The sequence below is a fragment of the Burkholderia sp. Bp9142 genome, from assembly GCF_003853415.1.
Classification (GTDB): domain Bacteria; phylum Pseudomonadota; class Gammaproteobacteria; order Burkholderiales; family Burkholderiaceae; genus Burkholderia.
Genome location: NZ_QTPP01000007.1, coordinates 131793 through 155986, shown reverse-complemented (window position 1 = coordinate 155986; position 24194 = coordinate 131793). Strand labels below are relative to the sequence as shown.

Here is a 24194-nt window from a genome sequence, read left to right as displayed (position 1 = left end):
TGATCGGCGGGAAACGCTACGGGCCGACCCGCAGCACGATGCCCGAGCCGATCTGCACGAGCAGATAGTCGCCGCCGACGCCGATCCAGTGATAGCCGCGCGGCGGCGGGCTCAGGTGATAGCCGCGCCAGTCGTCGACCACGTACTGGCGATCGCGGAATTCGTTCGGGAGCCGGTCGCCCTTGTGCCAGTCGCGACGCGGCTGATCGGCCCAGCGCGACGGTACGTCGTCGTCGCGATGCATCGCCTGGCCGGGCGGCATGTGCTTCGGGCCGTGGCCGCGCTGCATGCCGCGGTCACCGTGATTGCCGTGGTTGTCGTCGTTGCCGTGCCCCTGCGCCATCGCGGCAGGTGCCGCGACACCCGCCGCGATCAGCGCGGCCAGCATCATCCCGTGCATCTTCCTCATCGTTCTTTCCTCCGTGTCGTCACGTCGAATCGGAAACAACTGGACCTGCCCGGTCAAGACTAGCACACCCGCACGACCCGCCGTCACGCCGCCTGCTGCTGGTACTGGATCCGGTGCAGGTGCGCGTACAGTCCGCCATGGCGCAGCAGTTCGTCGTGGCTGCCCGTTTCGACGATCTTGCCGGCCTCGAGCACGAGGATCCGGTCCGCACGCTCGATCGTCGACAGCCGGTGCGCGATCACGAGCGTCGTGCGCCCTTCCATCAGCCGCTCGAGCGCGGCCTGCACGTGGCGCTCGGATTCCGAATCGAGCGCGGAGGTCGCCTCGTCGAGGATCAGGATCGGCGCGTCCTTGTAGATCGCGCGCGCGATCGCGAGCCGCTGCCGCTGGCCGCCCGACAGACGCATCCCGTTGCCGCCGACCAGCGTGTCGAGCCCGTCTGGCATCGCGGCGACCGCGTCGGCGAGGTTCGCGGCCTCGAGCGCCGCCTGCACGCGTGCGCGATCGGGCGTCTGGCCGTACGCGACGTTCGCGGCGATCGTGTCGTTGAACAGCACGACGTCCTGGCTGACCATCGCCATCTGGCCGCGCAGCGCGTGGATGTCGTAGTCGGCCACCGGCACGCCGTCGACCAGGATCGCGCCGCCCGTCGGATCGAAGAAGCGCGGCAGGAGGTTCACGAGGGTCGTCTTGCCGCTGCCCGACGGCCCCGCGAGCGCGATCATCTCGCCCGGCGCGACCTTGAACGAAATGCGGTCGAGCGTCGGCCGCTCGGATGCGCCGTAGTCGAACGACACGTCGCGGAATTCGATCTCGCCGCGCGCGTGCGGCAGCGCGCGGCCGCCGCCCTGCGGCTCGGCCGGCTCGTCGATCAGCCCGAAGATCAGTTCGGCGGCCGTCATCCCGCGCTGCAGCGGCTGGTTGACGTCGATCAGGTGCTTGAGCGGCGAAATCACCAGCAGCATCGACGTGACGAATGCGACGAAGCCGCCGACCGTCGTCTGGTCGTTGGACGACTGCACGACCGCGATCGTGATCACGACCGCGAGCGCGATCGACGCGAGGAACTGCGTGAGCGGCTGCGCGAGCCCGCCCGAGATCGTCATGCGCATCGCGTAGCCGCGCAGGCGCTTGCTCATCGTCGTGAAGCGGTCCATCTCGTACGCCTCGCCGTTGTGCACCTTGACGACCTTGTAGCCGCCGACCGTCTCCTCGACGATGTACGACAGCTCGTTCGTCAGCGTCTGGTGCTCGCGGTTCAGGCGGCGCAGGCGGCGGCTGATCTTGCTGACGAGCCAGCCGATGCCCGGCAGGATCACCGCGACGATCAGCGTGAGCCGCCAGTTCAGGTAGAACAGGTAGCCGAGCAGGAACACGACGGTCAGCGAGTCGCGCACGAGCGTGACCATCACGCCCGTGAGCACCGACAGGATCTGGTTGACCTCGAACACGATCGCGTTGATCACGGTGCTCGCGGTCTCGCGCTGGAAGAACGACGCGCCCGTGTGGAGCATCCGCTGGAACATCTCGAGCCGCAGCTGCAGCAGGATGCGGTTCGACACGTAGTTGAGCAGGTAGTTGGACGTGTACTGCGACACGCCGCGCACGAGCGCGAGGCCGATCACCGCGATCGGCACGTACCATTTCGCGCGGTCGCTGCCGTGCGAGCCGAAGCCGTGGTCGAGCAGCGGCTTGAGCAGCGCAGGAATCCCGGCTTCCGTGGCCGCGACGACGCCCATCGTCATCACGGCGAGCAGCACGATGCCGATGAGCGGCCGGATATACGGCCACAGGCGCTTGAGGACCGTGACCGGCGACGTGCCGGTGCCGTCCATCGGTTTGCGAAGAGTGTTCTGGGTTTCCAAGGCAATCCTTCTTGAGCCGCGACGCGGCGCCCGGGGCATGGCTGCCCGGGATGCGCCCCGTCCGGCGGGTGCCGAAAAAGGCCCAACATTATAGCTGCACTGCCCCCGCCGGCACGGCCGTTGCCGAAGCGGCCGCCGGCCGGCGCGCGGGTATACTGCCGCTCACCGTTTTCTCCGCCTTTTCGACGATTTCATGGCAGAACCCACCCTCGGCGTCGCCCTCATCGCCCTCAACGCGGCCGCGCGGCTCGCGCAGTGCCTCGACGCGCTGACCTTCGCCGACGACGTCGTCGTGATCGACGGCGGCAGCACCGACGATACCGTCGCGATCGCCCGCGCGCACGGCGCCCGCGTGATCGTCGAGCGCGACTGGCCCGGCTTCGGCCCGCAGAAGAACCGCGCGCTCGACGCGCTCGACACCGACTGGATCCTGTCGCTCGACACCGACGAGGTGGTCAGCCCGGAACTCGCGCAGTCGATCCGCGCGGCCATCCGCACGCCGGCCGCGCAGGTCTACGCGCTCGACCGGCTGTCGAGCTTCTGCGGCCAGTGGATCCGCCACAGCGGCTGGTATCCGGACTGGGTGCCACGCCTGTTCCGGCGCGGCAGCGCGCGCTTCTCCGACGACTTGGTGCACGAACGACTCGTGTTCGACACGCCCGCGCAGCGGCTGCCGGGCAAGCTGATGCATTATTCGTACGAGGATTTCGAAACCGTCGTGCGCAAGCTCGATGCGTATTCGACGGCCGGCGCGCGCCAGCGCCGCGCGGCCGGCCAGCGCGGCGGCTTCGGCAAGGCGCTCGCGCGCGGCGCATGGGCGTTCGTCAGGACCTACGTGCTGCGACGCGGGTTTCTCGACGGCCGGGCGGGCTTCATGATCGCCGTGTTCAACGCGGAAACGGTGTACTACCGGTTCCTGAAGCTCGGCCACGAAGCGGCCCGCTGAGCACGCCCCGCCCTGCCTCCCCCCTGACGCCGCCGGCATGCGGCCGGCCCGGCGTTACAATGCCGGGCTGCCCGCGTGCCATGCGCGCCCGAGCGCGGCGCCGCGCCACGCGCCACCGACACGACGACCACCGAATCCGACCGCCATGTTCTCCATCATCATCCCGACCTGGAACAACCTGCCGTACCTCAAGCTCGTCGTCGACAGCCTGCGCCGTCATTCGGCGTACGACCACCAGATCATCGTGCACGTGAACGACGGCTCGGACGGCACGCTCGACTGGGTGCGCAGCGAAGGCATCGAGCACACCGCGTCGCCGGCCAACATCGGCATCTGCCACGCGGTGAACCTGGCCGCCGCGCGCGCGACGCGCGACTACGTCGTCTACATGAACGACGACATGTACTGCTGCCCCGGCTGGGACGCGGCGCTCGCGCGGCGCATCGAGCAGATGCCGACCGACCTGTTCATGCTGTCCGGCACGATGGTCGAGCCGGTCGACACGCGCAACCCCTGCGTCGTCGTCAGCAATTTCGGCCGCGACGCCGAACAGTTCGACGCGGCCGGCCTCGTCGCGGCCACGCCGCGGCTCGCGCGCGCGGACTGGCTCGGCTCGACCTGGCCGCCGACGCTCGTGCACCGCGACTGGTGGAACCGCATCGGCGGCTACAGCAGCGAGCTGTCGCCGGGGATGAGCAGCGACAACGACTTCTCGATGAAATTCTGGGACGCCGGCTGCCGGATCTTCCTTGGCGTCGGCGACAGCCTCGTCTACCACTTCCAGCAGAAGAGCACCGGCAAGATCGTCAAGAACGACGGCCGCCGCCAGTTCCTCAACAAATGGGGCATGACGCAGGCCACGTTCGACCGCTATTACCTGCATCGCGGCGAGCCGGCCGGCTCGCGCGTCGCGCTCGACACGCCGGCCGTCGAAGGGCGCCTGAAGCGCGCGCTGCTGCGCTCGCGGATCAAGCGCGCATTCAGCTGATCAGACCCCGGAAACGACGCGGAAACGGACGCCGCTTCGCGTATACTGCGCGCTTCGTCCCGGGCACTGCCGCCGCGGGGCGCGCGGCGCGCAGCACGGTGCCCGCATGCCGCATTCGTCCATTCGACAGGTTCCGATGCTTTCGTTTTCCGCTCCCGCCACGCGGCGCCTGACCGCCGCCCGCGCCTTCGCCGTCATCGCGCTCTGCATGGTGCCCGTCTCGACCGCGCTGACCAACGTGTTCTGCGGGCTGTTCGCGGCCGCGCTCGTGATCTCCCCCGAATTCTGGCGCGACCTGCGCTCGTTCGTCACCGAACCGGCATCGCTCGCCGCGCTGCTGATCCTCGCGGCGCTGGCCGCGAGCGTCGCCTATACGGTCGCGCCGCACCCGAAGGCGTGGAACTGGGTCGCCAAGTACGACAAGCTGCTGCTGCTGCCGTTTGCCGTACTCGCCTTCCGCCATTCGAACTGGGCGCCGATCGTGCGGCGCGCGTGGTTCGGCACGCTGTGCGTGATCCTGCTGCTGTCGACCACCAACTATCTCGGCCTGACCGCGATCGGGCCCGCGCATGCGACCGATCTGCCGCTGTCGCGCGCGTGGGTGTTCAAGAACCACATCGCGGCCGGCATGTTCGGCGCGCTGCTGTTCTATCAGGCCGCCGACCTCGCGCTGTCGGCCCGCACCGCGCTATCGCGCGCCGCGTATGCAGCCGTCGCCGCGTGGTCGCTGATCAACGTGTTCGTGATGCTGCAGGGGCGCACCGGACAGCTCATCGCGCTGCTGCTGATCCTCGTCGTCGCGGTGCGTTTCGTGCTGCTGCTGCGCCGCCGGTCGGCATTGCGCGCGGGGCTCGCCGCCGGGGCGCTGGTCCTGGCCGGCGTCGCGCTCGTCGTCGCCGCGTGCACGGTGCACGACGGCCGCCTCGTGAAGGTCGTGACGGAAGTGCAGCAGTATCGGCAGACCGATGCGGCCACGTCGACCGGGCTGCGTCTCGAGTGGTACAAGAAGGGGCTCGAGCTGTACCGCCAGCGCCCCGTGATCGGCTACGGCTCGGGCGGTCTCGAGTTCGAGTTCCAGAAGCTCACGGCGGGCAAGACGGCCGCCGAAGGCCAGCTCACGTCGAACCCGCATAACGAATACCTGCTGATGGCCGTACAGCTCGGCACGCTCGGCGTACTGCTGTTCCTGAACCTGATCGTGCAGATCGCGCGCGGCAGCCGCACGCTCGACCCGCGTTCGCAGCACTTGCTGCTCGCGTGGCTCGCGATCTTCGCGATCGGCAGCCTTGCGAATTCGCTGCTGCTCGATTTCGCCGAAGGTCACCTGCTGGTGCTGCTCGCCGGCATCCTGCTCGGCTGCGCCGAGCGCGGCGAAGCGCTGCCGCGCGAGACGTCGGCGATCCGGCGCAGCGCGTAACCCGCTCCGCCTCGCACCGGACCGGCGCGGGGCGCGGCCGGATCGGCTCGATGGCGACACACGCGCGGCCGCGCGCCATCGACGCGACGCGTCGCCACGCTCCGCTTGTCTAATCAGGAAACGTCCGGCTTTCGCGCGTCAGTCCGAGCGCGCGCGATGCAGCCGTGACGTGTCGACGACCGTGTCGGCGGCGCCCGGCGGATTCAGCCCGAGCATCTCCGCCGCCGCCGCCTTCACACGCTGCGTGCCAAGATTGACGAGGCAGTCGCTATGGCTGTCGACGTGGCGCTCGCAGCCCTCGTGCCGGCACGGCACGCAATCGCCCTCACCCTGCAGCAGCCACACGTTGCCGTGCCGCGCGGAGCCGCGCAGCGCCCACGGGTTTTCGGTCGGCGGCCAGTGCTGCGGCCACGGCCCCCAGCGCACCGGGTCGGACGGACCGAACAGCGCGATCGTGTCGGTGCCCGTCGCGGCCGCGACGTGCGTCGCGCCCGTATCGGGCCCGATGAACAGCCGCGCGCGCCGCACCAGCTCCGCACTTTCGCCGAACGTCAGGCGGCCGACCAGGTTCAGCACGTCGCCGCCCGCCTCGGCCGCGACCTGCTCCGCGTACTCGCGCTCGCGATCGGCCGGGCCGCCCGACAGCGCGATCGCGAACCCCTGCGCGCGCAGCCATTCGATCATCTCGACCCAGCCTTCGAGCCGCCATTGCTTGTAGCGGAACATCGGATACGGATGCAGCACGACGAGCGGCTTGCCGTCGCGGATGGCCGGCGACTCCGCGAGCCACGCGTCGAATCGCGCGCGCCGCGCGGGATCGTCGCCGATGCCCGGCGCGACGACCTCGGACACCGGCTCGATGCCGATCACCGGCGCGAGCGCCAGCGTGCTGACGACCGTATGCGCGGACTCGTGGTGATTGATCGCAATGCCGTTCAGCATCATCCGCGTAAGCAGCGTGACACGGTTCGGATCGACGAGGCCGACGCGCTTGCGGCCGGCGAACCAGCTATAGAAGCGCGGCCGGTCGGAGCTCAGTGCCGCGCACGCGAGATCGTAGCGGCGCCACATCGACAGCGCATCGCGCAGCCGCTCCGGGAACCCGGCGCGCTGCGCGACGACGATCACGCGCCGCACGTCGGGGTTGTGCTCCAGCACGCCCTCGGTGCCGCGAAACACCAGCATGTCGATCTGTGCATCGGGCCAGCGCGCCTTCAGCGAACGCACGAGCGGCGTCGTCAGCAGCACGTCGCCGATGCGGCGCGGTGCGGCGACGAGGATGGTTCTGGGCGGGCGGGCGGAAGAAAACAGGGCCACGGCGATCGTTCCGTCTAGCTGGCTGGACAAGGCTCGCAATGTACAGGATTTTGCGGCCGATGGCGTGGCGCCGGGGCGCGGGCTTCGGGTGTGGGTGGCACGTCTCGGCGGCGGCCGGTAGCCGGTGCCGCCCTTTGCGGCAACGCGGCAACGACGCGACGCTCGCGACGCGGCCTGCGGCCTCTGCTTCTCCTTGCGCGCGTTTGCTCCCGCTTGCCCGTCCAATGGCAGTGCCGGCAATGCCGGCGCCGCCCGCGTTCCGGGCCGCTACGAAACGATCGCGCCAACCCCGGGTGCCGCGAGCGTGATACCCGGCAGCGGCATCGCGGCGCTCGTCGCGTCGCCGGCCTGCCCGGCCGGCGTCAACAGATGCAGCACCGCGCGCTCGAGCGCGTCGACGCCGATCGCATCGACCGTCGCGCCGGCCCGCAGGATCACGTGCGGCACGCCGAGCGGATGCCAGCGCAGGTATTTCTCGGGACGGTCCTCGAACAGCCCGGCGACCGGCACGCCGAGCGCCGACGCGAGATGCACGGGGGCGCTGTCGGCCGACACGATCGCGTCGAGCAGGCTCGCGGCGGCCACCAGTTCGACCACCGACGATGGCGTGACGTGCCGGGCGTTCACGTCCCGCCACGCGTCGCCGTCGGTGTCGGCACCGGCCGACACGGCGGGGTCGCGGAACACGATCACATCGGCGACCGGCGCGAGCCGCCGGCCGAGGTCGCGCCAGCGATCGGCCGGCCAGCGCCGCTCGGCCGCCTTGTTCGAGACGAACAGCCCGACGCGCGGTTTCGTGCGCGGCCCGAGCAGCCGATACCACGTGTCCTGCAGCGCGCGGTCCGGGTGGACGGACAGCGCGAGACCGTCGAGACCGGTGCGGCCGAGTTCGGGCACGAGCCGGAATCCCGACAGCGCTTCATGGCATATCGGCCGCGACGCGACATGTTCGGGCTGGCGATCGTCGAATTCGGAATCGGCATCGTGCCAGCGGCAATCCTTCACGCCGAGCTGCCGCGCGAACTGGATGCTGCTGCAATGCATGCCGCCGTTCGGCACGACCACGAGATCGAACCGCAGGCGGCGCAGCCGGCGCACGAGCCGCAGCCGGTCGAAAAATGCGCGCATCCGTCCGGGGCGGTCGTTGCGCTCGCACTGACGGCTGTACACATACGTGTGGACCGTGTGCACGTCCGGGTTGCCGGCCAGCGCGGCCGCGTTGTAGCGGTTCGCGACCACGTGCAGTTCCGCGTCCGGCCAGCGCTGTTTCAGCGCGCCGAGGAAAGCGGTCGTGCACAGCATGTCGCCCAGAAAATCAATCCGGATCACGAGGATCCGCCGCGTCGGTTTCCCGTTGGCCATTGTCTTGGTCCAGCTATCGGCATTTTTATCGTCGCGTACCGACCGGCATCCTGGCGCCCCCGTCCGTGCCGGCCATGTCGCGTGGTCGCTCGCGGCACCGCGCTGCATGGCGCGCCGCGTGGAACCATCCCCGTTTTCAAGCGCGCGATGCCGCCTGGCCCGCGGACGGCGCCGCATCTGCGTCGTGCGCGACGGATTGTATAGCGTCCGGATGACAGTCCCAAGCATCCGCCAAAATGAAAACGGCCCGCCGCACCGCACGATGGCGATGCGACGGGCCGCGGATGCGACACCGTCAGGTGGGGACGCGGTCAGTACGTGATTTCGACGACGCTGCCGTCGAATGTCGCGCGCAGCTCCGCGAGCAGCGTGTCGCTCGGCTTCACGCGCCACGCGTCGCCAAGACGCATTTCGCCCTGCGCGCGCGCATTGCGGTAGTGAACCTGGACCGCGAGCCCGTTCGGCAGCGGTGCCTGCGGGCGACGGCCGCCGTCGCGCCCGCCGCCGCGCGGCGCGGGCGCCTCGACCGCGGGCGCGGCCGCCGGATCGTCCTTCGACACGTGCGGCTCGAGCACGCGGCGCAGCGCCGCCGCATCGGCATTACCGTTCATCGTGAGCCGCACCGCCTGCGCGTAGCGGCTGCGCGCGCGCTCGAGATCCATCACCGTGTCGGCCGTGAAGCGGATGCCGCCGGTGAACGCGTCGTTGCGCGCCTGCCCCTGCACGATCAGCAGCTCGTCTTCCTTGAACAGCGCCTTGTTCGCCTCGAACTGCTCGTTGAAGATCGTGATCTCGCACTGGCCCGAACCGTCGTCGAGCAATGCGATCAGCATCTTGCCGCGTTGGGTCATCTGCGTGCGCAGCGACGCGATGATGCCCGCGACGAGCTTGTCGCGCCCTTCCTTCAGGTCCCCGACCTTCTGCCGCACGAACCGGCGCACTTCGTCGCGATACGCGTCGAACAGGTGGCCTGACAGGTAGAAGCCGAGCGCGCCCTTCTCTTCCTGCAGGCGGCGCTTGTCGTCCCACGCGGGTTCGTCGACGAGCGCATGCGCGTGCGGCGACTCGGCCCCCATGTCGAACAGGCCAGCCTGCATCGCGTTCGCCGCGGCCTGCTCGGCCGCTTCCATCGCGAGCGGCACCGACGCGAGCATCTGCGCGCGGTTCGCGTTCAGCGAATCGAACGCGCCGGCGCGGATCAGCGCCTCGACCGTGCGGCGGTTGACGACGCGCCGGTCGATCCGCTCACAGAAGTCGAACAGGTCGCTGAACGGCTTTTCCTCGCGCGCACGCAGGATTTCCTCGATCGCGTTCTGGCCGCTGCCCTTCACTGCGCCGAGGCCGTAGCGGATCGTGCGCGAGCGCTTGCCGTCGGCTTCGGCGACCGGCTCGAACCGGTAATGCGACTGGTTGATGTCCGGCGGCAGCACCGCGAGGTTGTTCACGACGCAGTCGTCGAACAGGATCTTCACCTTGTCGGTGTCGTCCATCGCGAGCGTCATGTTGGCCGCCATGAATTCGGCCGGATGGTGCGCCTTCAGCCACGCGGTGAAATACGCGAGCAGTGCGTAGGCCGCCGCGTGCGACTTGTTGAAGCCGTAGCCCGCGAACTTCTCCATCAAGTCGAAGATCTCGTCGGACTTCTCGCGCGTGAGGCCGTTCTTCGCCGCACCCTCGGCGAAGATCTCGCGGTGCTTGGCCATCTCCTCGGGCTTCTTCTTGCCCATCGCGCGACGCAGCAAGTCGGCGCCGCCGAGCGAGTAGCCGCCGATGATCTGCGCCATCTGCATCACCTGCTCCTGATAGACCATGATGCCGTAGGTCTCTTTCAGGACGGGTTCGACGCGCGGATCCGGATAGTCGACCTTCTCGCGGCCGTGCTTCCGTGCGCAGAAGCTCGGGATCAGGTCCATCGGGCCCGGACGGTACAACGACACGAGCGCGATGATGTCCTCGAAGCGGTCGGGCTGCGCGTCCTTCAGCATGCCCTGCATCCCGCGGCTTTCCAGCTGGAACACGGCGACCGTGTTGGCCTTCTTCAGGATCTGGAACGATGCCGGATCGTCGAGCGGCACCTGCGCGAGCGACCAGTCGGCCTTCGACGCATCGAGGCGCCGGATGTAGCGCTCGGCCCAGTCGAGGATCGTCAGGGTCGTGAGACCCAGAAAGTCGAACTTCACGAGGCCGACGGCTTCGACGTCGTCCTTGTCGTACTGGCTGACGACGCCGCCGTCGTCGCCCTGCGTGTACAGCGGACAGAAATCGGTCAGCTTGCCGGGCGCGATCAGCACGCCGCCCGCGTGCATCCCGACGTTGCGTGTCAGGCCCTCGACGCGCTGCGCGAGGTCGAGCAGCTGGTGCACTTCGTCCTCGTGGTCGTAGCGCTCCTGCAGTTGCGGCTCTTCCTTCATCGCGTCGGCGATCGTCACGTGCTTGCCCGGCTTGAACGGGATCAGCTTCGCGACGCCGTCGGTGAACATGTAGCCGAGATCGAGCACGCGGCCGATGTCGCGCACGGCCGCCTTCGCGGCCATCGTGCCGAAGGTGGCGATCTGCGACACGGCGTCCGCGCCGTATTTCTCCTTCACGTACTGGATCACGCGATCGCGGCCGTGCTGGCAGAAGTCGATGTCGAAGTCGGGCATCGACACGCGCTCCGGATTCAGGAATCGCTCGAACAGCAGGTTGTAGCGCAGCGGGTCCAGATCGGTGATGCCGAGCGCGTACGCGACCAGCGAACCGGCACCCGAGCCGCGGCCCGGGCCGACCGGCACGCCGTTGTTCTTCGCCCAGTTGATGAAGTCGGCAACGATCAGGAAGTAGCCCGGGAAGCCCATCTTCGTGATGGTCCCGCACTCGAATTCGAGCCGCTTGTAGTACGTGTCGCGCTGCGCGTCACGCTCCGCGGCATCCGGATACAGCTGTTCGAGGCGCTTCTCGAGCCCTTCCTTCGACAGCTGGACCAGGTAGTCGTCGAGCGACATGCCGTCCGGCGTCGGGAACAGCGGCAGCTTCGGCTTGCCGAGCTCGAGCTTCAGGTTGCAGCGCTTCGCGATCTCGACCGTGTTCGCGATCGCCGACGGCAGGTCGGCGAACAGCGCGGCCATGTCGTCCTGCGTGCGGAAGTACTGGTCGGTCGTGAAGCGCTTCTGGCGCCGCGGATTCGCGAGCATGTCGCCTTCCGAGATGCACACGCGCGCTTCGTGCGCGGTGAAATCGTCGTCGGTCATGAACTGCGTCGGATGCGTCGCGACGACCGGCAGCTTCAGCGACGCGGCGAGCGTCGCAGCCTGCTGGATGTACGCCTCGGCGCCCGGCTGGCCGTAACGCTGCAGCTCGATGTAGAAACCGCCCGGGAACACCTTCGCCCAGCGCTCGGCATGACGGCGCGCGGCTTCCTCGTTGCCGGCCGCGAACGCGAGCCCGATATCGCCCTGCTGCGCGCCCGACAGCGCGAGCAGCCCTTGCGACAGTTCGCCGTCGAGCCAGCTCGCGTCGAGTTCCGCGCGGCCGCGGTACTGGTTCGTGAGCCACGCCTTCGACAGCAGCTCGCACAGGTTCAGGTAGCCGACCTTGTCCTTCACCAGCAGCAGCAGGCGCGACGGTTTGTCGCGATCGTCCGGATTGGTGATCCAGACGTCGCAGCCGGCGATCGGCTTGATGCCCTTGCCGCGGGCTTCCTGGTAGAAACGGACGAGGCCGAATGCGTTGCCAAGATCGGTGAGGGCGAGCGCGCCCTGGCCGTCTGCGGCCGCCGCCTGGACGATGTCGTCGAGACGCACGATGCCGTCGGCAATCGAGAATTCGGAGTGAACGCGAAGATGGACGAAGCGGGGATCTGACATGGGCGTTATTGTAGCCGCGTCGTCGCGCAGGCTGCCCAAAAAATCCCCGCGCCCGGCCGTTCGGCCGATGCCCGCGACGTCGGCCGAACGCTCAGGTGCCGGCGCATGCGCAGTTTGCGGGATAATACGGGTTTTCGAATCATCGCCCCGGCTTCGCACCCTTTTTTGCGGGGCCGCCGTGCGCCCGCCGCACGGCCGCGGCCGTTTTCCGTCGGACCATCATGACCATCGTCAACCTCGCCGCCTACCACTTCGTGTCGCTCGACGCGACCGAGCAATGGCGCCCGCTCGTCACCGCGCGCTGCAACGAACTCGGCCTGCGCGGCACGATCCTGCTCGCGCCGGAAGGCATCAACCTGTTCATCGCCGGCCCGCGCGAAGCGGCCGATGCGTTCATCGACTACATCCGCCACGATCCGCTGTTCGAAGGCAAGTTCGCGACGCTGCAGTTCAAGGAGAGCCTGTCCGATTCGCAGCCGTTCCGGCGGATGCTCGTGCGCCTGAAGCGCGAGATCATCACGATGAAGAAGCCGGCGATCCAGCCCGAGCTCGGCCGCGCGCCGTCGGTCGACGCGCGCACGCTGAAGGCGTGGCTCGACCGCGGCCACGACGATGCCGGCCGCCCGGTCGTGATGCTCGACACGCGCAATGCATTCGAAGTGGACGTCGGCACGTTCGACGACGCGCTCGACTACCGGATCGACAAGTTCAGCGAGTTCCCGGAAGTGATCGACACGAACCGCGCCGATCTCGAGGGCAAGACGGTCGTGTCGTTCTGCACCGGCGGGATCCGCTGCGAGAAGGCGGCGATCCACATGAAGGAAATCGGCATCGAGAACGTGTACCAGCTCGAGGGCGGAATCCTGAAGTATTTCGAGGAAGTCGGCGGCGCGCACTATCACGGCGACTGCTTCGTGTTCGACTACCGCACCGCGCTGAACCCGCAGCTGCAGCCGACCGAGAACGTCACGTGCTTCGCGTGCCGCGCGGTCGTCACGCCGGAAGCCCAGCAATCGCCGAGCTACGTGCCCGGCAAGTCGTGCCCGGCCTGCGCGCAGGCAGCCAGCGCCGCCGCGTAGGCGCGCGTCGCTCCGCGCCCCGATGAACGGCTACCGCGGCCGCTTCGCGCCGTCGCCCACCGGCCCGCTGCATTTCGGCTCGCTGGTCGGTGCGCTCGCGAGCTGGCTCGACGCGCGTGCACACGGCGGCGCGTGGCTCGTGCGCATCGAGGACATCGACGGCCCGCGCACGGTGCCCGGTGCCGCCGACGACATCCTCGCGACGCTCGCGCATTTCGGCATGACGCCCGACGAGCCACCCGTCTGGCAAAGCACGCGCGATGCCGCCTATGCGGCCGCGCTCGAACGGCTCGTCGCCGCGGGGCTCGTCTACCCGTGCGGCTGCACGCGCAGGGAAATCGCCGATTCGCTGCGCGCCGCGCACGAGCGCCACACGACGCTCGCGTACCCGGGCACCTGCCGCTCCGGCCTGCACGGCAAGCCCGCGCGTGCATGGCGGCTGCGCGTGCCGGACGGCGCCGATGCGATCGTCACGTTCGACGACCGCTGGCAGCACATGCAAGCGCAGAACCTCGCGACCGACGTCGGCGATTTCGTGCTGAAGCGTGCGGACGGCCAATGGGCGTATCAGCTCGCGGTCGTGGTCGACGATGCCGACGCTGGCATCACGCACGTCGTGCGCGGCGCCGACCTGCTCGATTCGACCGCGCGCCAGATCTATCTGCAGCGCTGCCTCGGCGTGCCGACGCCCGGCTACCTGCATGTGCCCGTCGTCGTCGATGCGAACGGCGAAAAGCTCAGCAAGCAGACGGGTGCGATCGCGCTCGAACGCGACGATCCGCTGCCGGCGCTGCGGGCGGCCGCCGCGCATCTCGGCCTTGCGGCCGATGGCGACCCACCGGGCGATACGCTGGATGCGTTCTACGCGGCCGCGACCGATGCGTGGGCACGGCGCTTCGGGCCGCGCGCCGGTTGAATCGCCCGCAGGCCGCCTCTCGCCCCTTCGCCATCGTCTCGCCCAATGAAAAACGGGCACATGCTCATCGCATGCACCCGCTTGTGCGGCAGCGCTCACGCGCCGCACCGACCGCCTGAACCGCCCGCTTACGCCGACGGCTTGCGCGGCATCCCGAACCCGCCGAGCAGCGCGGCGACCTGACGCTTCGGCCCCTTCTTCTCGGGCTGCTGCGCGGACTTCGTCTCTTCCGGCTGCGTCGCCGGTGCCGACGGTTCGTACGGCTTCAGGAAGAAATCGTCGACCGGCGCCTCGTGGCGACGGTGATGGCCGCGCTCGGAACCGCCCGAACGACGCCCCGACGCACCGCGATGCTCGTCGCGCTCGCGCCGGCCGCCGCGATCGCCGCTACGCTCACCGCGCTCACCGCGCTCGCTACGCTCACCGCGCTCACTGCGCTCGCCGCCACGGTCGTCTTGACGATGACGCGCCGGCTTGTCGAGCGCGAGCGTCTGCACGTCGAGCGGACGCTTGATCAGATTTTCAATATCGGCGAGCTGCTTGCGCTCGTTCGGGCTGCACAGCGACAGCGCATCGCCCGTCGCGCCCGCGCGGCCCGTGCGGCCGATCCGGTGCACGTAGTCTTCCGCGTTGAACGGCAGGTCGAAGTTGATCACGGCCGGCAGTTCGGCGATGTCGAGACCGCGCGCGGCCACGTCGGTCGCGACCAGCGCCTCGATCTCGCCGCGCTTGAACGCATCGAGTGCCTGCATCCGCTCGATCTGCGTCTTGTCGCCGTGGATCGCCGATGCGACCACGCCGTCGCGCTCGAGGTTGCGGGCCAGCCGGCTCGCGCCGATCTTGCTGTTGCAGAACACGATCACCTGCTTGAGCCCGCGATCGCGCAGCAGTTGCACGACGGCGGCCTGCTTGTCGCCTTCGGCGACGTCGTAGACGATCTGCGTGACGTTCGCGTTGGTCGAGTTGCTGCGCGCGACTTCGATCGTCTGCGGGCTGCGCAGGTAGGTCGACGCGAGCTTCTTGATTTCGCCCGAGAACGTCGCCGAGAACAGCAGCGTCTGGCGCTCCTTCGGCAGCAGGTTCAGGATGCGCTGCAGGTCGGGCAGGAAGCCCATGTCGAGCATCCGGTCGGCTTCGTCGAGCACGAGGATCTGGACCTGACCGAGGTTCGCGGTCTTTTGCTGCACGTGGTCGAGCAGGCGGCCCGGCGTCGCGATCAGGATCTCGACGCCGCGGCGCAGCTCGGCCATCTGCGGATTCATGTCGACGCCGCCGAACACGACCGCGCTGCGCAGCGGCGTGTGCTTCGCGTACGCGTGCACGTTCGCGGCGACCTGGTCGGCGAGTTCGCGGGTCGGCGTGAGGATCAGCGCGCGCACCGGGTGGCGCGCCGGGGACGCGCTCGTGTTGGCCTGCGGCAGCAGCCGCTGGATGATCGGCAGCGAGAAGCTCGCGGTCTTGCCGGTACCCGTTTGCGCGGCGCCCATGACGTCGCGGCCGGCGAGCACGACCGGAATGGCCTGCGCCTGGATCGGCGTCGGCGTCGTATAGCCCTGCTCCGCAATGGCTTTCAGGATATCGGCGGCAAGGCCGAATTGATCGAAGGTTGCGTCGGCTGGCTTGGCGACAGAATCGGACATGGTGGCGTTTCGCTCAAAAGGCGCGGCGGGGACATCGTGCGTCAGGCCGGCCGGGCCTGCGCTCATCTCATTTCGGAAGTAGACGGAGCCGCGGCGCGCCGCGCGGCGCCGCTCTGGCGCTTGGGACCGGTTCGATTCGAACAGCGGGCGCCACAGGCCGTGCGGACTCCGTTCGGCGCGAATGCCGGCGGAAAGGGGCGTATTGTAGCACTGCGCGGCCATCTGTCCGTGACAACACCGCGAACAGCCCCGATGACGGTTCGCGGCATGCGCCGGCAGGCTGGGCGCGGGCGATGCGTTGGGCAGTCGGACTATCCCCATTGGCCGACGGCCGGCATTCGGGGTCAAATCCCGGTCACGTCGATCGAACAATCACCAGGCGGCCAGCGAGTCCGGGACGCGGCCCGAGCCACCGTCGGGTTCGGGACCCCACCCGGCTGGCCGCGCCGGTTACGGCGATCGGCACGCTCGCATGACGCATCCGATCACGCGCAGCGCTCAGCCCTGGTTCTTTTTCTTCTTTTCGACCTGTACGCAGTCGCCAAGCAGCGGTGCCGCATGCGGGTCGGCGATCTCGTCGCGCAGCGTCCCTTCCTTGCCCTTCGTCCACCATGTATAGCGTCCGGCCTGGTAACGCACGCCCGATGCCGAAACGGTGTCGACGAACAACAGCTGCTGCCCGTTGACCGGCACCAGCGCGAAGCTCTGGCCGTTGCCCGCGCGCCAGTACGACACGCGTACCGGCTGCTTCTGGTTCGCGCACTGATAGACGGTCTGCTGGCGCGCATCGGCGTCGATTTCCTCGACGGTCAGTTGCGCGGCATGCGCGACGGAAACGGCGGTGCCGGCCAGCGCGAGCGCGGTGACGGTTTGGCGAATCATGCAGGTCCTCTCACGGGACGGGTGACAGCGCGCCCTCGCGGGGCGCGCTGTCATCGTTGGTCATGTGTCGATGGTTGGTCGCTCAGGGATCGATGACGTCGGCGCACGCGTCGGTCGGCGCGGCCGCCACATGGCCGACGACCGGCACGATCTTCAGCCCGGCCGACACGACCCGGCACGGCGCGGCCGCGAGGCCGCACCCCGCGAGACTCGCGACCAGCGCCAGCGCGGCGCCGAGCTTCCCGATACGTCCGATCCGCCGCAATGCCGACGCCATCTTTCTCTCCTGGTCCGGTCAGCGCGCCGACACGGGCCGCACGGCCGCCGCGGCGCGCTTCGCGCGTTCGCGGGCTTCGTCGACGGTCGCGCCGGTCGCGAGCGCGACGCCCATGCGCCGCTTCGCAAAGCTTTCCGGCTTGCCGAACAGGCGCAGGTCGGCGCCCGGCACGGCCAGCGCGTCGCGCACGCCCTCGAACGCGATGCCGCGCTCGTCGAGCCCGCCGTAGATCACCGCCGACGCGGCCGGCGAACCGAGCGTCGGATCGACCGGCAGCCCGAGAATCGCGCGCGCGTGCAGTTCGAACTCCGACTGGCGCTGCGACGCGAGCGTGACGAGGCCGGTGTCGTGCGGCCGCGGGCTCACCTCGGAGAACCAGACGTCGTCGCCGCGCACGAACAGCTCGACGCCGAACATCCCGCGCCCGCCGAGCGCCTCGGTCACCCGGTGCGCGATCTCGCGCGACTTTTCCAGCGCGAGCGCGCTCATCGGCTGCGGCTGCCACGATTCGACGTAGTCGCCCGCCACCTGCACGTGGCCGACCGGCTCGCAGAAGTAGGTGCACGTCTCGAGCGTCGCCGGGTCGATCGCACGCACCGTCAGCTGCGTGATCTCGTAGTCGAAATCGATGAAGCCCTCGACGATCACGCGGCCGTGGTTCACGCGGCCACCCGCCATCGCGTAGTCCCACGCGGGCTTCACGTCGGCTTCGGTCCGCACGACCGACTGCCCCTTGCCCGACGACGACATCACCGGCTTCACGACGCACGGCATGCCGATCTGCGCGACGGCCGCGCTGAACGCGTCGAACGACTCCGCGAACGCGTACGGCGAAGTTGCCAGCCCGAGCTCCTCGGCCGCGAGCCGGCGGATGCCTTCGCGGTTCATCGTGAGCTGCGTCGCGCGTGCGGTCGGGATCACCTCGGCCAGGCCGGCCGCCTCGATCGCCGCGAGCGCGTCGGTCGCGATCGCCTCGATCTCCGGCACGATCAGGTGCGGACGCTCGGCCTCGACGACCGCGCGCAGCGCGGCGGCGTCGGTCATGTCAATCACGTGCGCACGATGCGCGACCTGGTGGCCCGGCGCGTCCGGGTAGCGGTCGACCGCGATGACTTCGACGCCGAGCCGCTGCAACGCGATGATGACTTCCTTGCCGAGTTCGCCCGCGCCGAGCAGCATGACGCGCGTGGCCGAGGGAGAAAGCGGCGTACCGAGCCGCTGACCGATCTGCATGTGATTTCCCGCTGGTTCTGTTGGAGGACGAAAACGGCTTCGATGTTAACACGCGCACCCCACGCGCACCCGCACCGGTTCGGCCGGTTTCGTCGCGCCGCTGCCCCGCCGCGCGCGGCCCGCGGGCGGGCTGCGAACGTTTTCACGCGCGAAGTGTCGGCTCGCCTCGCGCGGGGCGGGTGCGTTACTCTTACGCCTTGATCAGAATCCGATGAGGAACGAGGCTCATGTCCCACCTGTCCGCAGCCGCACGCGCACGCACCGGCCTGCTTCGCCCGTTGCGCGCGCCGCTCTGCACGCTGACGCTTGCCACGCTTCTCGCCGCCTGCGCGATGCCGACCCACCCCGATTCCGCCGCCCCCGCACCCGACCCGTACAACCCCGCCGCCGTCCAGCTGCTCGACGACACGAGCTGGGAGCTCACGAGCTGGCTGAACGCCGACGGCACGCCGCGCACGATTCCGCACGGCGACAACGGCGAGCCGATCAAGCTCGCGCTGTCCACTGAATCGGGCGTCCGGCGCGCCAGCGGCTTTTCGGGCTGCAACCGCTACATGGGTACCTATGCGCTCAAGAACGGCCTGCTGAGCTTCGGGCCGCTCGCCGGCACGCGCATGGCATGCCCGAACGCGCTCGGCGGCCAGCTCGAGCACGCGTACCTCGATGCGCTCGCGCACATCGGGAAGACCGGCGTGCAGATGCGCGAGCCGCAGCAATTGCAGATCGTGACCGAAGCCGGCGCGACGCTGACCTTCACGCGCCGGAGCCCCTGATGCAGCGCGCGGGCGAAGGCCGCCCGGCCGCCTTCGCCACGCGCGGATCCCGGACGCATGCGTCCCGCCGCATGAAAGCGCATCGACGCCTTCATGCTGCCTTAGAGTCCTGTTCGCCGGCCGGTTAAACTCGGCGGGTCGCGCACCGCGCTCCCGCCCTCTTCCTGTTTCATCAAAGCATGCACACGGTTGTCTTCGGCTGGTTCGGCATCTCCGCCGTCTGGTTCCTCCTTCTCTTCTGGCGTCTCGTTCAGGCGATGCTGCCCGGCGGCGGCGGACTCGCCGGGCGCGGCTCGATTCGCCTGTGGCTCGGCTTCGCGGCCGTGTTCGTCGCAAGCTGCGCGCTGACGAGCCCGTTGTCGGGCCCCGACACGAATGCGCTCGGCCACGCGTTCTCGAACGGCTTCGCGCATCTGCTCGGCCCGATCGGCACGCCGGTCGCGATGGTCGTGCTGTTGTTCGCGGGCCTGCCCTGGCTGACCGGCATCGGCTGGCGGCAGTTCGCCGCGTGGGTCGACACGTCGTTCGGCGTGAAGCTCGCGCGTGACGTCGACGACGACGATGTGCGCGGCGTCGCCGACCTGCCGCGCAGCGCGCTGCACCGCGACGACGACATCGTGCAGCCGACCACCGCCCATACCGTCAACTCGATGGCGCCGCGGCAGAACGGCCGGTATTCGCGCCCGACGCTTTGGAAACCCGATCCGCAGGCCCGGCCGACGCCGCGCAGCAAGGCCGCGCCGCGTCCGCTCGCGGAGCCGGTCGCGCCGTCGGGCTGGCTGAAGCCGACGCCGGCCAGTCGCATGCCCGCGCCGCCCGCACCGGGCACGACGAGTGCGATGCCGCCCCCGACGACCGGCAGCACCGCCAGCCTCGCGCGCGCCGCCGCGAACGCACAGGTAGCGCGCCCCAACCCGGCCCCGCTTCCGGCCGGGTTCGAGCCGGTTCGGCCGCAACCGGCCACCGCGCGACCGGCCGCGGCCGCGCTGAAGCAGCCGGCCGCGCCGCGCACCGCGGTCACGCCGCGCCCGGTCGGCGCGACACCGCCGCGCACGCCCGCGCGCCCAGTCACCCCGGCAACGGGAGCCGGCGCCGCCGGCCAGTCGCCGGATGCGGCACGACGCCGCCCCGCGCCGCCGACACCGGCACGCGCGCCGCTCTACGCGTGGGTGCAACAGCCCGCGGAGCCGATCACGCCGGCGCCGAGCGTTCACGACACGCTACGCTCCATCGAGGCCAGCACCGCGCAGTGGGCGGCGCTGGACGGTGTACGGTCGGCCGATGCGTCGCCGGCGCCGGCCGCCGCAGCGACCGAGGCCGGCTCGGTTGCCGCGGCAGGCAGCGTGGCCGCGTCGGCATCGACGGCCGTACCGGCCGCGGTCGTTCCGGATGCGCATCAGGTCGCCCCCCACGACGCAGGCCGTCCGGACGCGCTCGCCGCCGCGCCGGCGGCATACGACGACGACCCACCGATCGTGCTGGATGCGTTCATGCCGGCCGAGTCGAGCCTGCGCGCGCCTGCTGTTGATGCAGTCGATACCGGCACCCCGGCGTTCGGTGAGACGGCGCGGCATGCCATGTCTGATCTCGGCAGCGAGGCCAATGCGCCGACGCGTCATGCGGACGGCGAGCATCGGCATGACGCCGATGTCGCTGCCGCGCCGGTATTCGATGCGCCGATCGACTTCGCGCCATGGGAAGACATCGTCAGCCAGCCGGTTTCCGGATTCGGCGCGTTGCACCCAAGCCCGGTTGCCGCACCGCTGTCGGGCACGGGCGAGCCGGTGACGGCACCCGCGGCCGTCGAAGCGCCTGCGGCCGTCGTCGCACCGACGGCAAGCGACACGGGTCACCCCGTCGATGCGAGGGATGCGGCAACGGCCGCCGGGATCGTCGGCCAGTTCCAATCGCAATCCGCGCATCCTGCCGATACCGCCGTAGCGGTCGACGCGAAACAAGACGCAACCGCAACCCCCGACGGCGTGAAGCCCGTCCAGCAGGTTGCGCCGATCACGCGCCTCCCCGCGTCGTCGGGCGCTGCAACGCCGGCGCGTCCGCTGGCCGACGCGATGCCCGTCGCAGCGGCAACGACGGCGTCCTTGGCCGCTTCGAATCCCGCACCGGCCGACGCCGTGACGGGAACGGTCTGGAACGCAGCGGAACAGCAGGCCGGCGAAGCCGCGCCGTTGCCCGCAGACACGCAACGTGCGACGCCGCCGACGCCTGCGGCGTCGACCTCCTCGAGCACTGAACCGGCTTGCGCGAATGGCACTGCGCCCGTGTCGTGGTCGAAGCCGTTGCCCGCGGAACCCTTCGCGGCAGCGCAGACGGCCTCGGCAGCTGGCGCGTCGTCGCCTGTCGGCACCGCGCCCGGTTCTGCTGCGCCGGCACCGGCGAACATCTCGGACAGCACGCCTGTCACCGCCACACGTTCGTTTGCCGGCGTAACGAACACGGCGTCCGGTTCGCTGTCGCAACCGGCCGCATCGGCAGCACCCGTTGCCTCGGTTGCGCCGTCCACGCCGGCGGGTATGACGGACACCACCCACGCTTCCAGCGATCGTACGCCGGCGGCTGCATCGTCGGCGATCGGCGCTGCGGGCCCGGCATCCGGCACGGTGACGCCAGTGCCCGCACCGACGACGCTGGCCGAGAAGCCTTCGACGGGCGCCTCCGCCCTGCCCTCCACGCAGCCGTCCGCCCCCGCGGCGGCGGCTGTCCCGACACCGGTGACCGGCACCTCTGGTCCGGCCGCCGCACAGCCTTTCGCCGCCGCGCCAAGCGCGGCTGCGGCTTCCGTCCCGGCGTCGGCAACCAGCGCTTCCGGATCGGCCGCCGCGCAGCCTTTCGGGTCCACACCGACCGCGGCAGGGGCGGCATCCGTCCCGATGTCCGCCGTGGGCGCGTCCAGCCCGATCACGGCGCTGCCTCCCGTATCCGCGCCGTTCGCAGCGGCCGCGACGTCTGCGACAGGCGCCTCAGGCACGACCACCGCGCAGACTGTCGCGACAGCTCCGACCGCAGCGGCCACCCCGGCCCCGGCATCGGCCGGCACGTCCTTCGGCGCAATCGCATCGCAACCGGCGCCAAGCACGCCGGTGCCGCCTGCCGCCGGGTCTTCCGCTGCGTCGGGTAGCCCCTTTACCGCAACGCCGGCCGCATCGGCCACGCCTTCGGCGATCGGTCAACCGTCCATGCCGACTGGCGCAGCGCTAACGGCAACCGGCATCGCGCCTGCCGCCGCCGTTCCGGCATCGTCTTCCGGCGCACTCGCCCCGACGAGCCCGGCCGCGGCGCCCCCGTCGGCGCCGGCATTGCCGACCCTCTCCGCGCCTAGCGCAGCCGTCGACGCGGCGACACCGTCGCAAGCCGTCGTGTCCGCCCCGGCGCAGGCCCAGCCGTTCGCCACCCCGCTGGCTCCCGCCGCTTCGCCGGCGAGCTGGGCCATGCCCGGCGCCGGCGCCGGCGCAACGCCCGCGACGACCGGCACGCCCGTCCCGACCGCGCCGCTCCCGGCCACAACGTTTCCCGCGGCCACCCTGCCGACTGCAGCCGATACCGCCGCGCCCGCGGAATCGAGCGCCCCGGCCCCCGACACGTCGGCCGCAGCGGTGCGCCCGCCGCGCCCGAACGCGTTCGAATTCCACGCGCCCGCGTCATTCAACGTCGAACTGCCGACGCTCGATCTTCTCGAGCCCGCCTCCGGCGACGTCGAAACGATCACCGAGGAACACCTCGCGCAAACGGCTCAGGTGATCGAACAGCGCCTGCAGGAGTTCAAGGTGCCGGTGACGGTGGTCGGCGCATCGGCAGGCCCGGTGATCACGCGCTTCGAGATCGAACCCGCGCTCGGCGTGCGCGGCAGCCAGATCGTCGGCCTGATGAAGGACCTGTCGCGCGGCCTGGGCCTCACGTCGATCCGCGTCGTCGAGACGATTCCCGGCAAGACCTGCATGGGCCTCGAGCTGCCGAACGCGAAACGCCAGATGATTCGACTGTCGGAAATCCTCGAATCGCGCCAGTACCAGCATTCGGCGTCGCAGCTGACCATCGCGATGGGCAAGGACATCACCGGCCACCCGGTCGTCACCGATCTCGCGAAGGCGCCGCACATGCTGGTCGCCGGCACGACGGGCTCGGGCAAGTCGGTCGCGATCAACGCGATGATCCTGTCGCTGCTGTACAAGGCGACGCCCGAGGAGGTGCGCCTGATCATGATCGACCCGAAGATGCTCGAGCTGTCGGTCTACGAAGGCATCCCGCACCTGCTCGCGCCGGTCGTCACCGACATGAAGCTCGCGGCGAACGCGCTGAACTGGTGCGTCGGCGAAATGGAGAAGCGCTACCGGCTGATGTCGGCCGTCGGCGTGCGCAACCTCGCGGGCTTCAACCAGAAGCTCCGCGACGCGGAGGCGAAGGAAAAGAAGATCGGCAACCCGTTCTCGCTGACGCCCGAGGATCCCGAGCCGCTGTCGAAGCTGCCGCTGATCGTCGTCGTGATCGACGAGCTGGCCGACCTGATGATGGTCGCCGGCAAGAAGATCGAGGAGCTGATCGCCCGCCTCGCGCAGAAGGCGCGCGCGGCCGGCATCCACCTGATCCTCGCGACGCAGCGCCCGTCCGTCGACGTCATCACCGGCCTCATCAAGGCGAACATCCCGACGCGCGTCGCGTTCCAGGTGTCGTCGAAGATCGACTCGCGCACGATCCTCGACCAGATGGGCGCCGAATCGCTGCTCGGCCAGGGCGACATGCTGTTCCTGCCGCCGGGCACGGGCTACCCGCAGCGCGTGCACGGCGCGTTCGTCGCGGACGAGGAAGTGCACCGGATCGTCGAATACCTGAAGCAGTTCGGCGAGCCGCAGTACGAGGAAGGGATTCTCGACGGCCCGGCGGCCGACGGTGCGACGCAGGACCTGTTCGGCGACGCACCGGACGCGGAAGCCGATCCGCTGTACGACGAAGCGGTCGCGTTCGTCGTGCGCACGCGGCGCGCGTCGATCTCGTCGGTGCAGCGCCAGCTGCGCATCGGCTACAACCGCGCCGCGCGCCTCGTCGAGCAGATGGAAGCGGCCGGCCTCGTGTCGCCGATGGGCATCAACGGCAGCCGCGAGGTGCTCGTGCCGGCCGCGGCCGACTGAGCATGGCGGCCGCACGGCCGCCGACCGATACGGGCGCGCCGCGCAAGCGGCCGCCCGAACGCCAAGGGGGCGCTGCCGAGGCAGCGCCCTTCTTGCATGGACCG

The 24194-nt window shown here is 69.9% G+C and carries 16 protein-coding genes and 1 pseudogene; 8 read left to right on the top strand and 9 right to left on the bottom strand.

The window, feature by feature from the left end:
- Positions 1-16: 16 nt before the first annotated feature.
- Entirely contained in the window at positions 17-409 is a 393-nt protein-coding gene (locus tag DIE22_RS10640) for an RcnB family protein (RefSeq protein WP_124498121.1), read from the bottom strand.
- 83 nt (positions 410-492) lie between these two features.
- The gene (msbA, locus tag DIE22_RS10635) at positions 493-2244 is read right to left on the bottom strand and encodes a lipid A export permease/ATP-binding protein MsbA (RefSeq protein WP_260426649.1); all 1752 of its coding nucleotides are present in this window, start codon (positions 2242-2244) and stop codon (positions 493-495) included.
- A gap of 223 nt (positions 2245-2467) precedes the next feature.
- On the opposite strand from msbA, the gene DIE22_RS10630 reads away from it, so the two are divergent.
- The 3 genes from DIE22_RS10630 (at position 2468) to DIE22_RS10620 (ending at position 5625) form a co-directional block, all read left to right on the top strand.
- The gene (locus DIE22_RS10630; RefSeq protein WP_124605055.1) at positions 2468-3220 is read left to right on the top strand and encodes a glycosyltransferase family 2 protein; all 753 of its coding nucleotides are present in this window, start codon (positions 2468-2470) and stop codon (positions 3218-3220) included.
- Positions 3221-3365: 145 nt separating this feature from the next.
- Entirely contained in the window at positions 3366-4208 is an 843-nt protein-coding gene (locus tag DIE22_RS10625) for a glycosyltransferase family 2 protein (protein ID WP_124498118.1), read from the top strand.
- Positions 4209-4344: 136 nt separating this feature from the next.
- Positions 4345-5625: an O-antigen ligase gene (locus DIE22_RS10620; protein WP_124498117.1), complete on the top strand. Its 1281-nt coding sequence runs from the start codon at positions 4345-4347 to the stop codon at positions 5623-5625.
- 138 nt (positions 5626-5763) lie between these two features.
- Here the strand turns inward: DIE22_RS10620 and DIE22_RS10615 are convergent, their stop codons facing one another.
- The 3 genes from DIE22_RS10615 to dnaE form a co-directional block, all read right to left on the bottom strand.
- On the bottom strand, positions 5764-6942 hold the full coding sequence (locus DIE22_RS10615; RefSeq protein ID WP_124605054.1) for a glycosyltransferase family 9 protein: 1179 nt from the start codon (positions 6940-6942) through the stop codon (positions 5764-5766).
- Positions 6943-7209: 267 nt separating this feature from the next.
- On the bottom strand, positions 7210-8304 hold the full coding sequence (locus tag DIE22_RS10610; RefSeq protein ID WP_124498115.1) for a glycosyltransferase family 9 protein: 1095 nt from the start codon (positions 8302-8304) through the stop codon (positions 7210-7212).
- Between the two features lie 311 nt (positions 8305-8615).
- The gene (gene dnaE / locus DIE22_RS10605; RefSeq protein WP_124498114.1) at positions 8616-12149 is read right to left on the bottom strand and encodes a DNA polymerase III subunit alpha; all 3534 of its coding nucleotides are present in this window, start codon (positions 12147-12149) and stop codon (positions 8616-8618) included.
- A gap of 221 nt (positions 12150-12370) precedes the next feature.
- Between dnaE and DIE22_RS10600 the strand changes: the two genes are divergently transcribed.
- Positions 12371-13228, top strand: coding sequence for a sulfurtransferase (locus tag DIE22_RS10600; protein ID WP_124498113.1), 858 nt, complete (start codon positions 12371-12373; stop codon positions 13226-13228).
- 22 nt (positions 13229-13250) lie between these two features.
- On the top strand, positions 13251-14144 hold the full coding sequence (gluQRS, locus tag DIE22_RS10595; RefSeq protein ID WP_124605053.1) for a tRNA glutamyl-Q(34) synthetase GluQRS: 894 nt from the start codon (positions 13251-13253) through the stop codon (positions 14142-14144).
- Between the two features lie 128 nt (positions 14145-14272).
- Here the strand turns inward: gluQRS and DIE22_RS10590 are convergent, their stop codons facing one another.
- From DIE22_RS10590 to purT, 4 genes are all read right to left on the bottom strand, one after another.
- Positions 14273-15850 carry a DEAD/DEAH box helicase gene (locus DIE22_RS10590; protein WP_124605052.1) on the bottom strand — a complete coding sequence of 526 codons (1578 nt, stop codon included), beginning with the start codon at positions 15848-15850 and terminating at the stop codon, positions 14273-14275.
- A gap of 432 nt (positions 15851-16282) precedes the next feature.
- On the bottom strand, positions 16283-16666 hold the full coding sequence (locus DIE22_RS10580; RefSeq protein WP_124498110.1) for an MliC family protein: 384 nt from the start codon (positions 16664-16666) through the stop codon (positions 16283-16285).
- A gap of 82 nt (positions 16667-16748) precedes the next feature.
- Positions 16749-16943 carry a DUF6726 family protein gene (locus tag DIE22_RS10575; RefSeq protein ID WP_124498109.1) on the bottom strand — a complete coding sequence of 65 codons (195 nt, stop codon included), beginning with the start codon at positions 16941-16943 and terminating at the stop codon, positions 16749-16751.
- Positions 16944-16961: 18 nt separating this feature from the next.
- On the bottom strand, positions 16962-18176 hold the full coding sequence (gene purT, locus DIE22_RS10570; RefSeq protein ID WP_124605051.1) for a formate-dependent phosphoribosylglycinamide formyltransferase: 1215 nt from the start codon (positions 18174-18176) through the stop codon (positions 16962-16964).
- Positions 18177-18403: 227 nt separating this feature from the next.
- Between purT and DIE22_RS10565 the strand changes: the two genes are divergently transcribed.
- The 3 genes and pseudogenes from DIE22_RS10565 (at position 18404) to DIE22_RS39295 (ending at position 24090) form a co-directional block, all read left to right on the top strand.
- The gene (locus tag DIE22_RS10565) at positions 18404-18949 is read left to right on the top strand and encodes an META domain-containing protein (RefSeq protein ID WP_124498107.1); all 546 of its coding nucleotides are present in this window, start codon (positions 18404-18406) and stop codon (positions 18947-18949) included.
- A 179-nt stretch (positions 18950-19128) separates the two neighbouring features.
- Positions 19129-23830 (top strand): annotated as a pseudogene (locus DIE22_RS38695) (DNA translocase FtsK); the annotation flags it as partial.
- Complete coding sequence (locus DIE22_RS39295) at positions 23827-24090, top strand: DNA translocase FtsK (protein WP_407061797.1); 264 nt, start codon at positions 23827-23829, stop codon at positions 24088-24090. The pseudogene DIE22_RS38695 and the gene DIE22_RS39295, both read left to right, overlap by 4 nt.
- Positions 24091-24194: the final 104 nt, after the last annotated feature.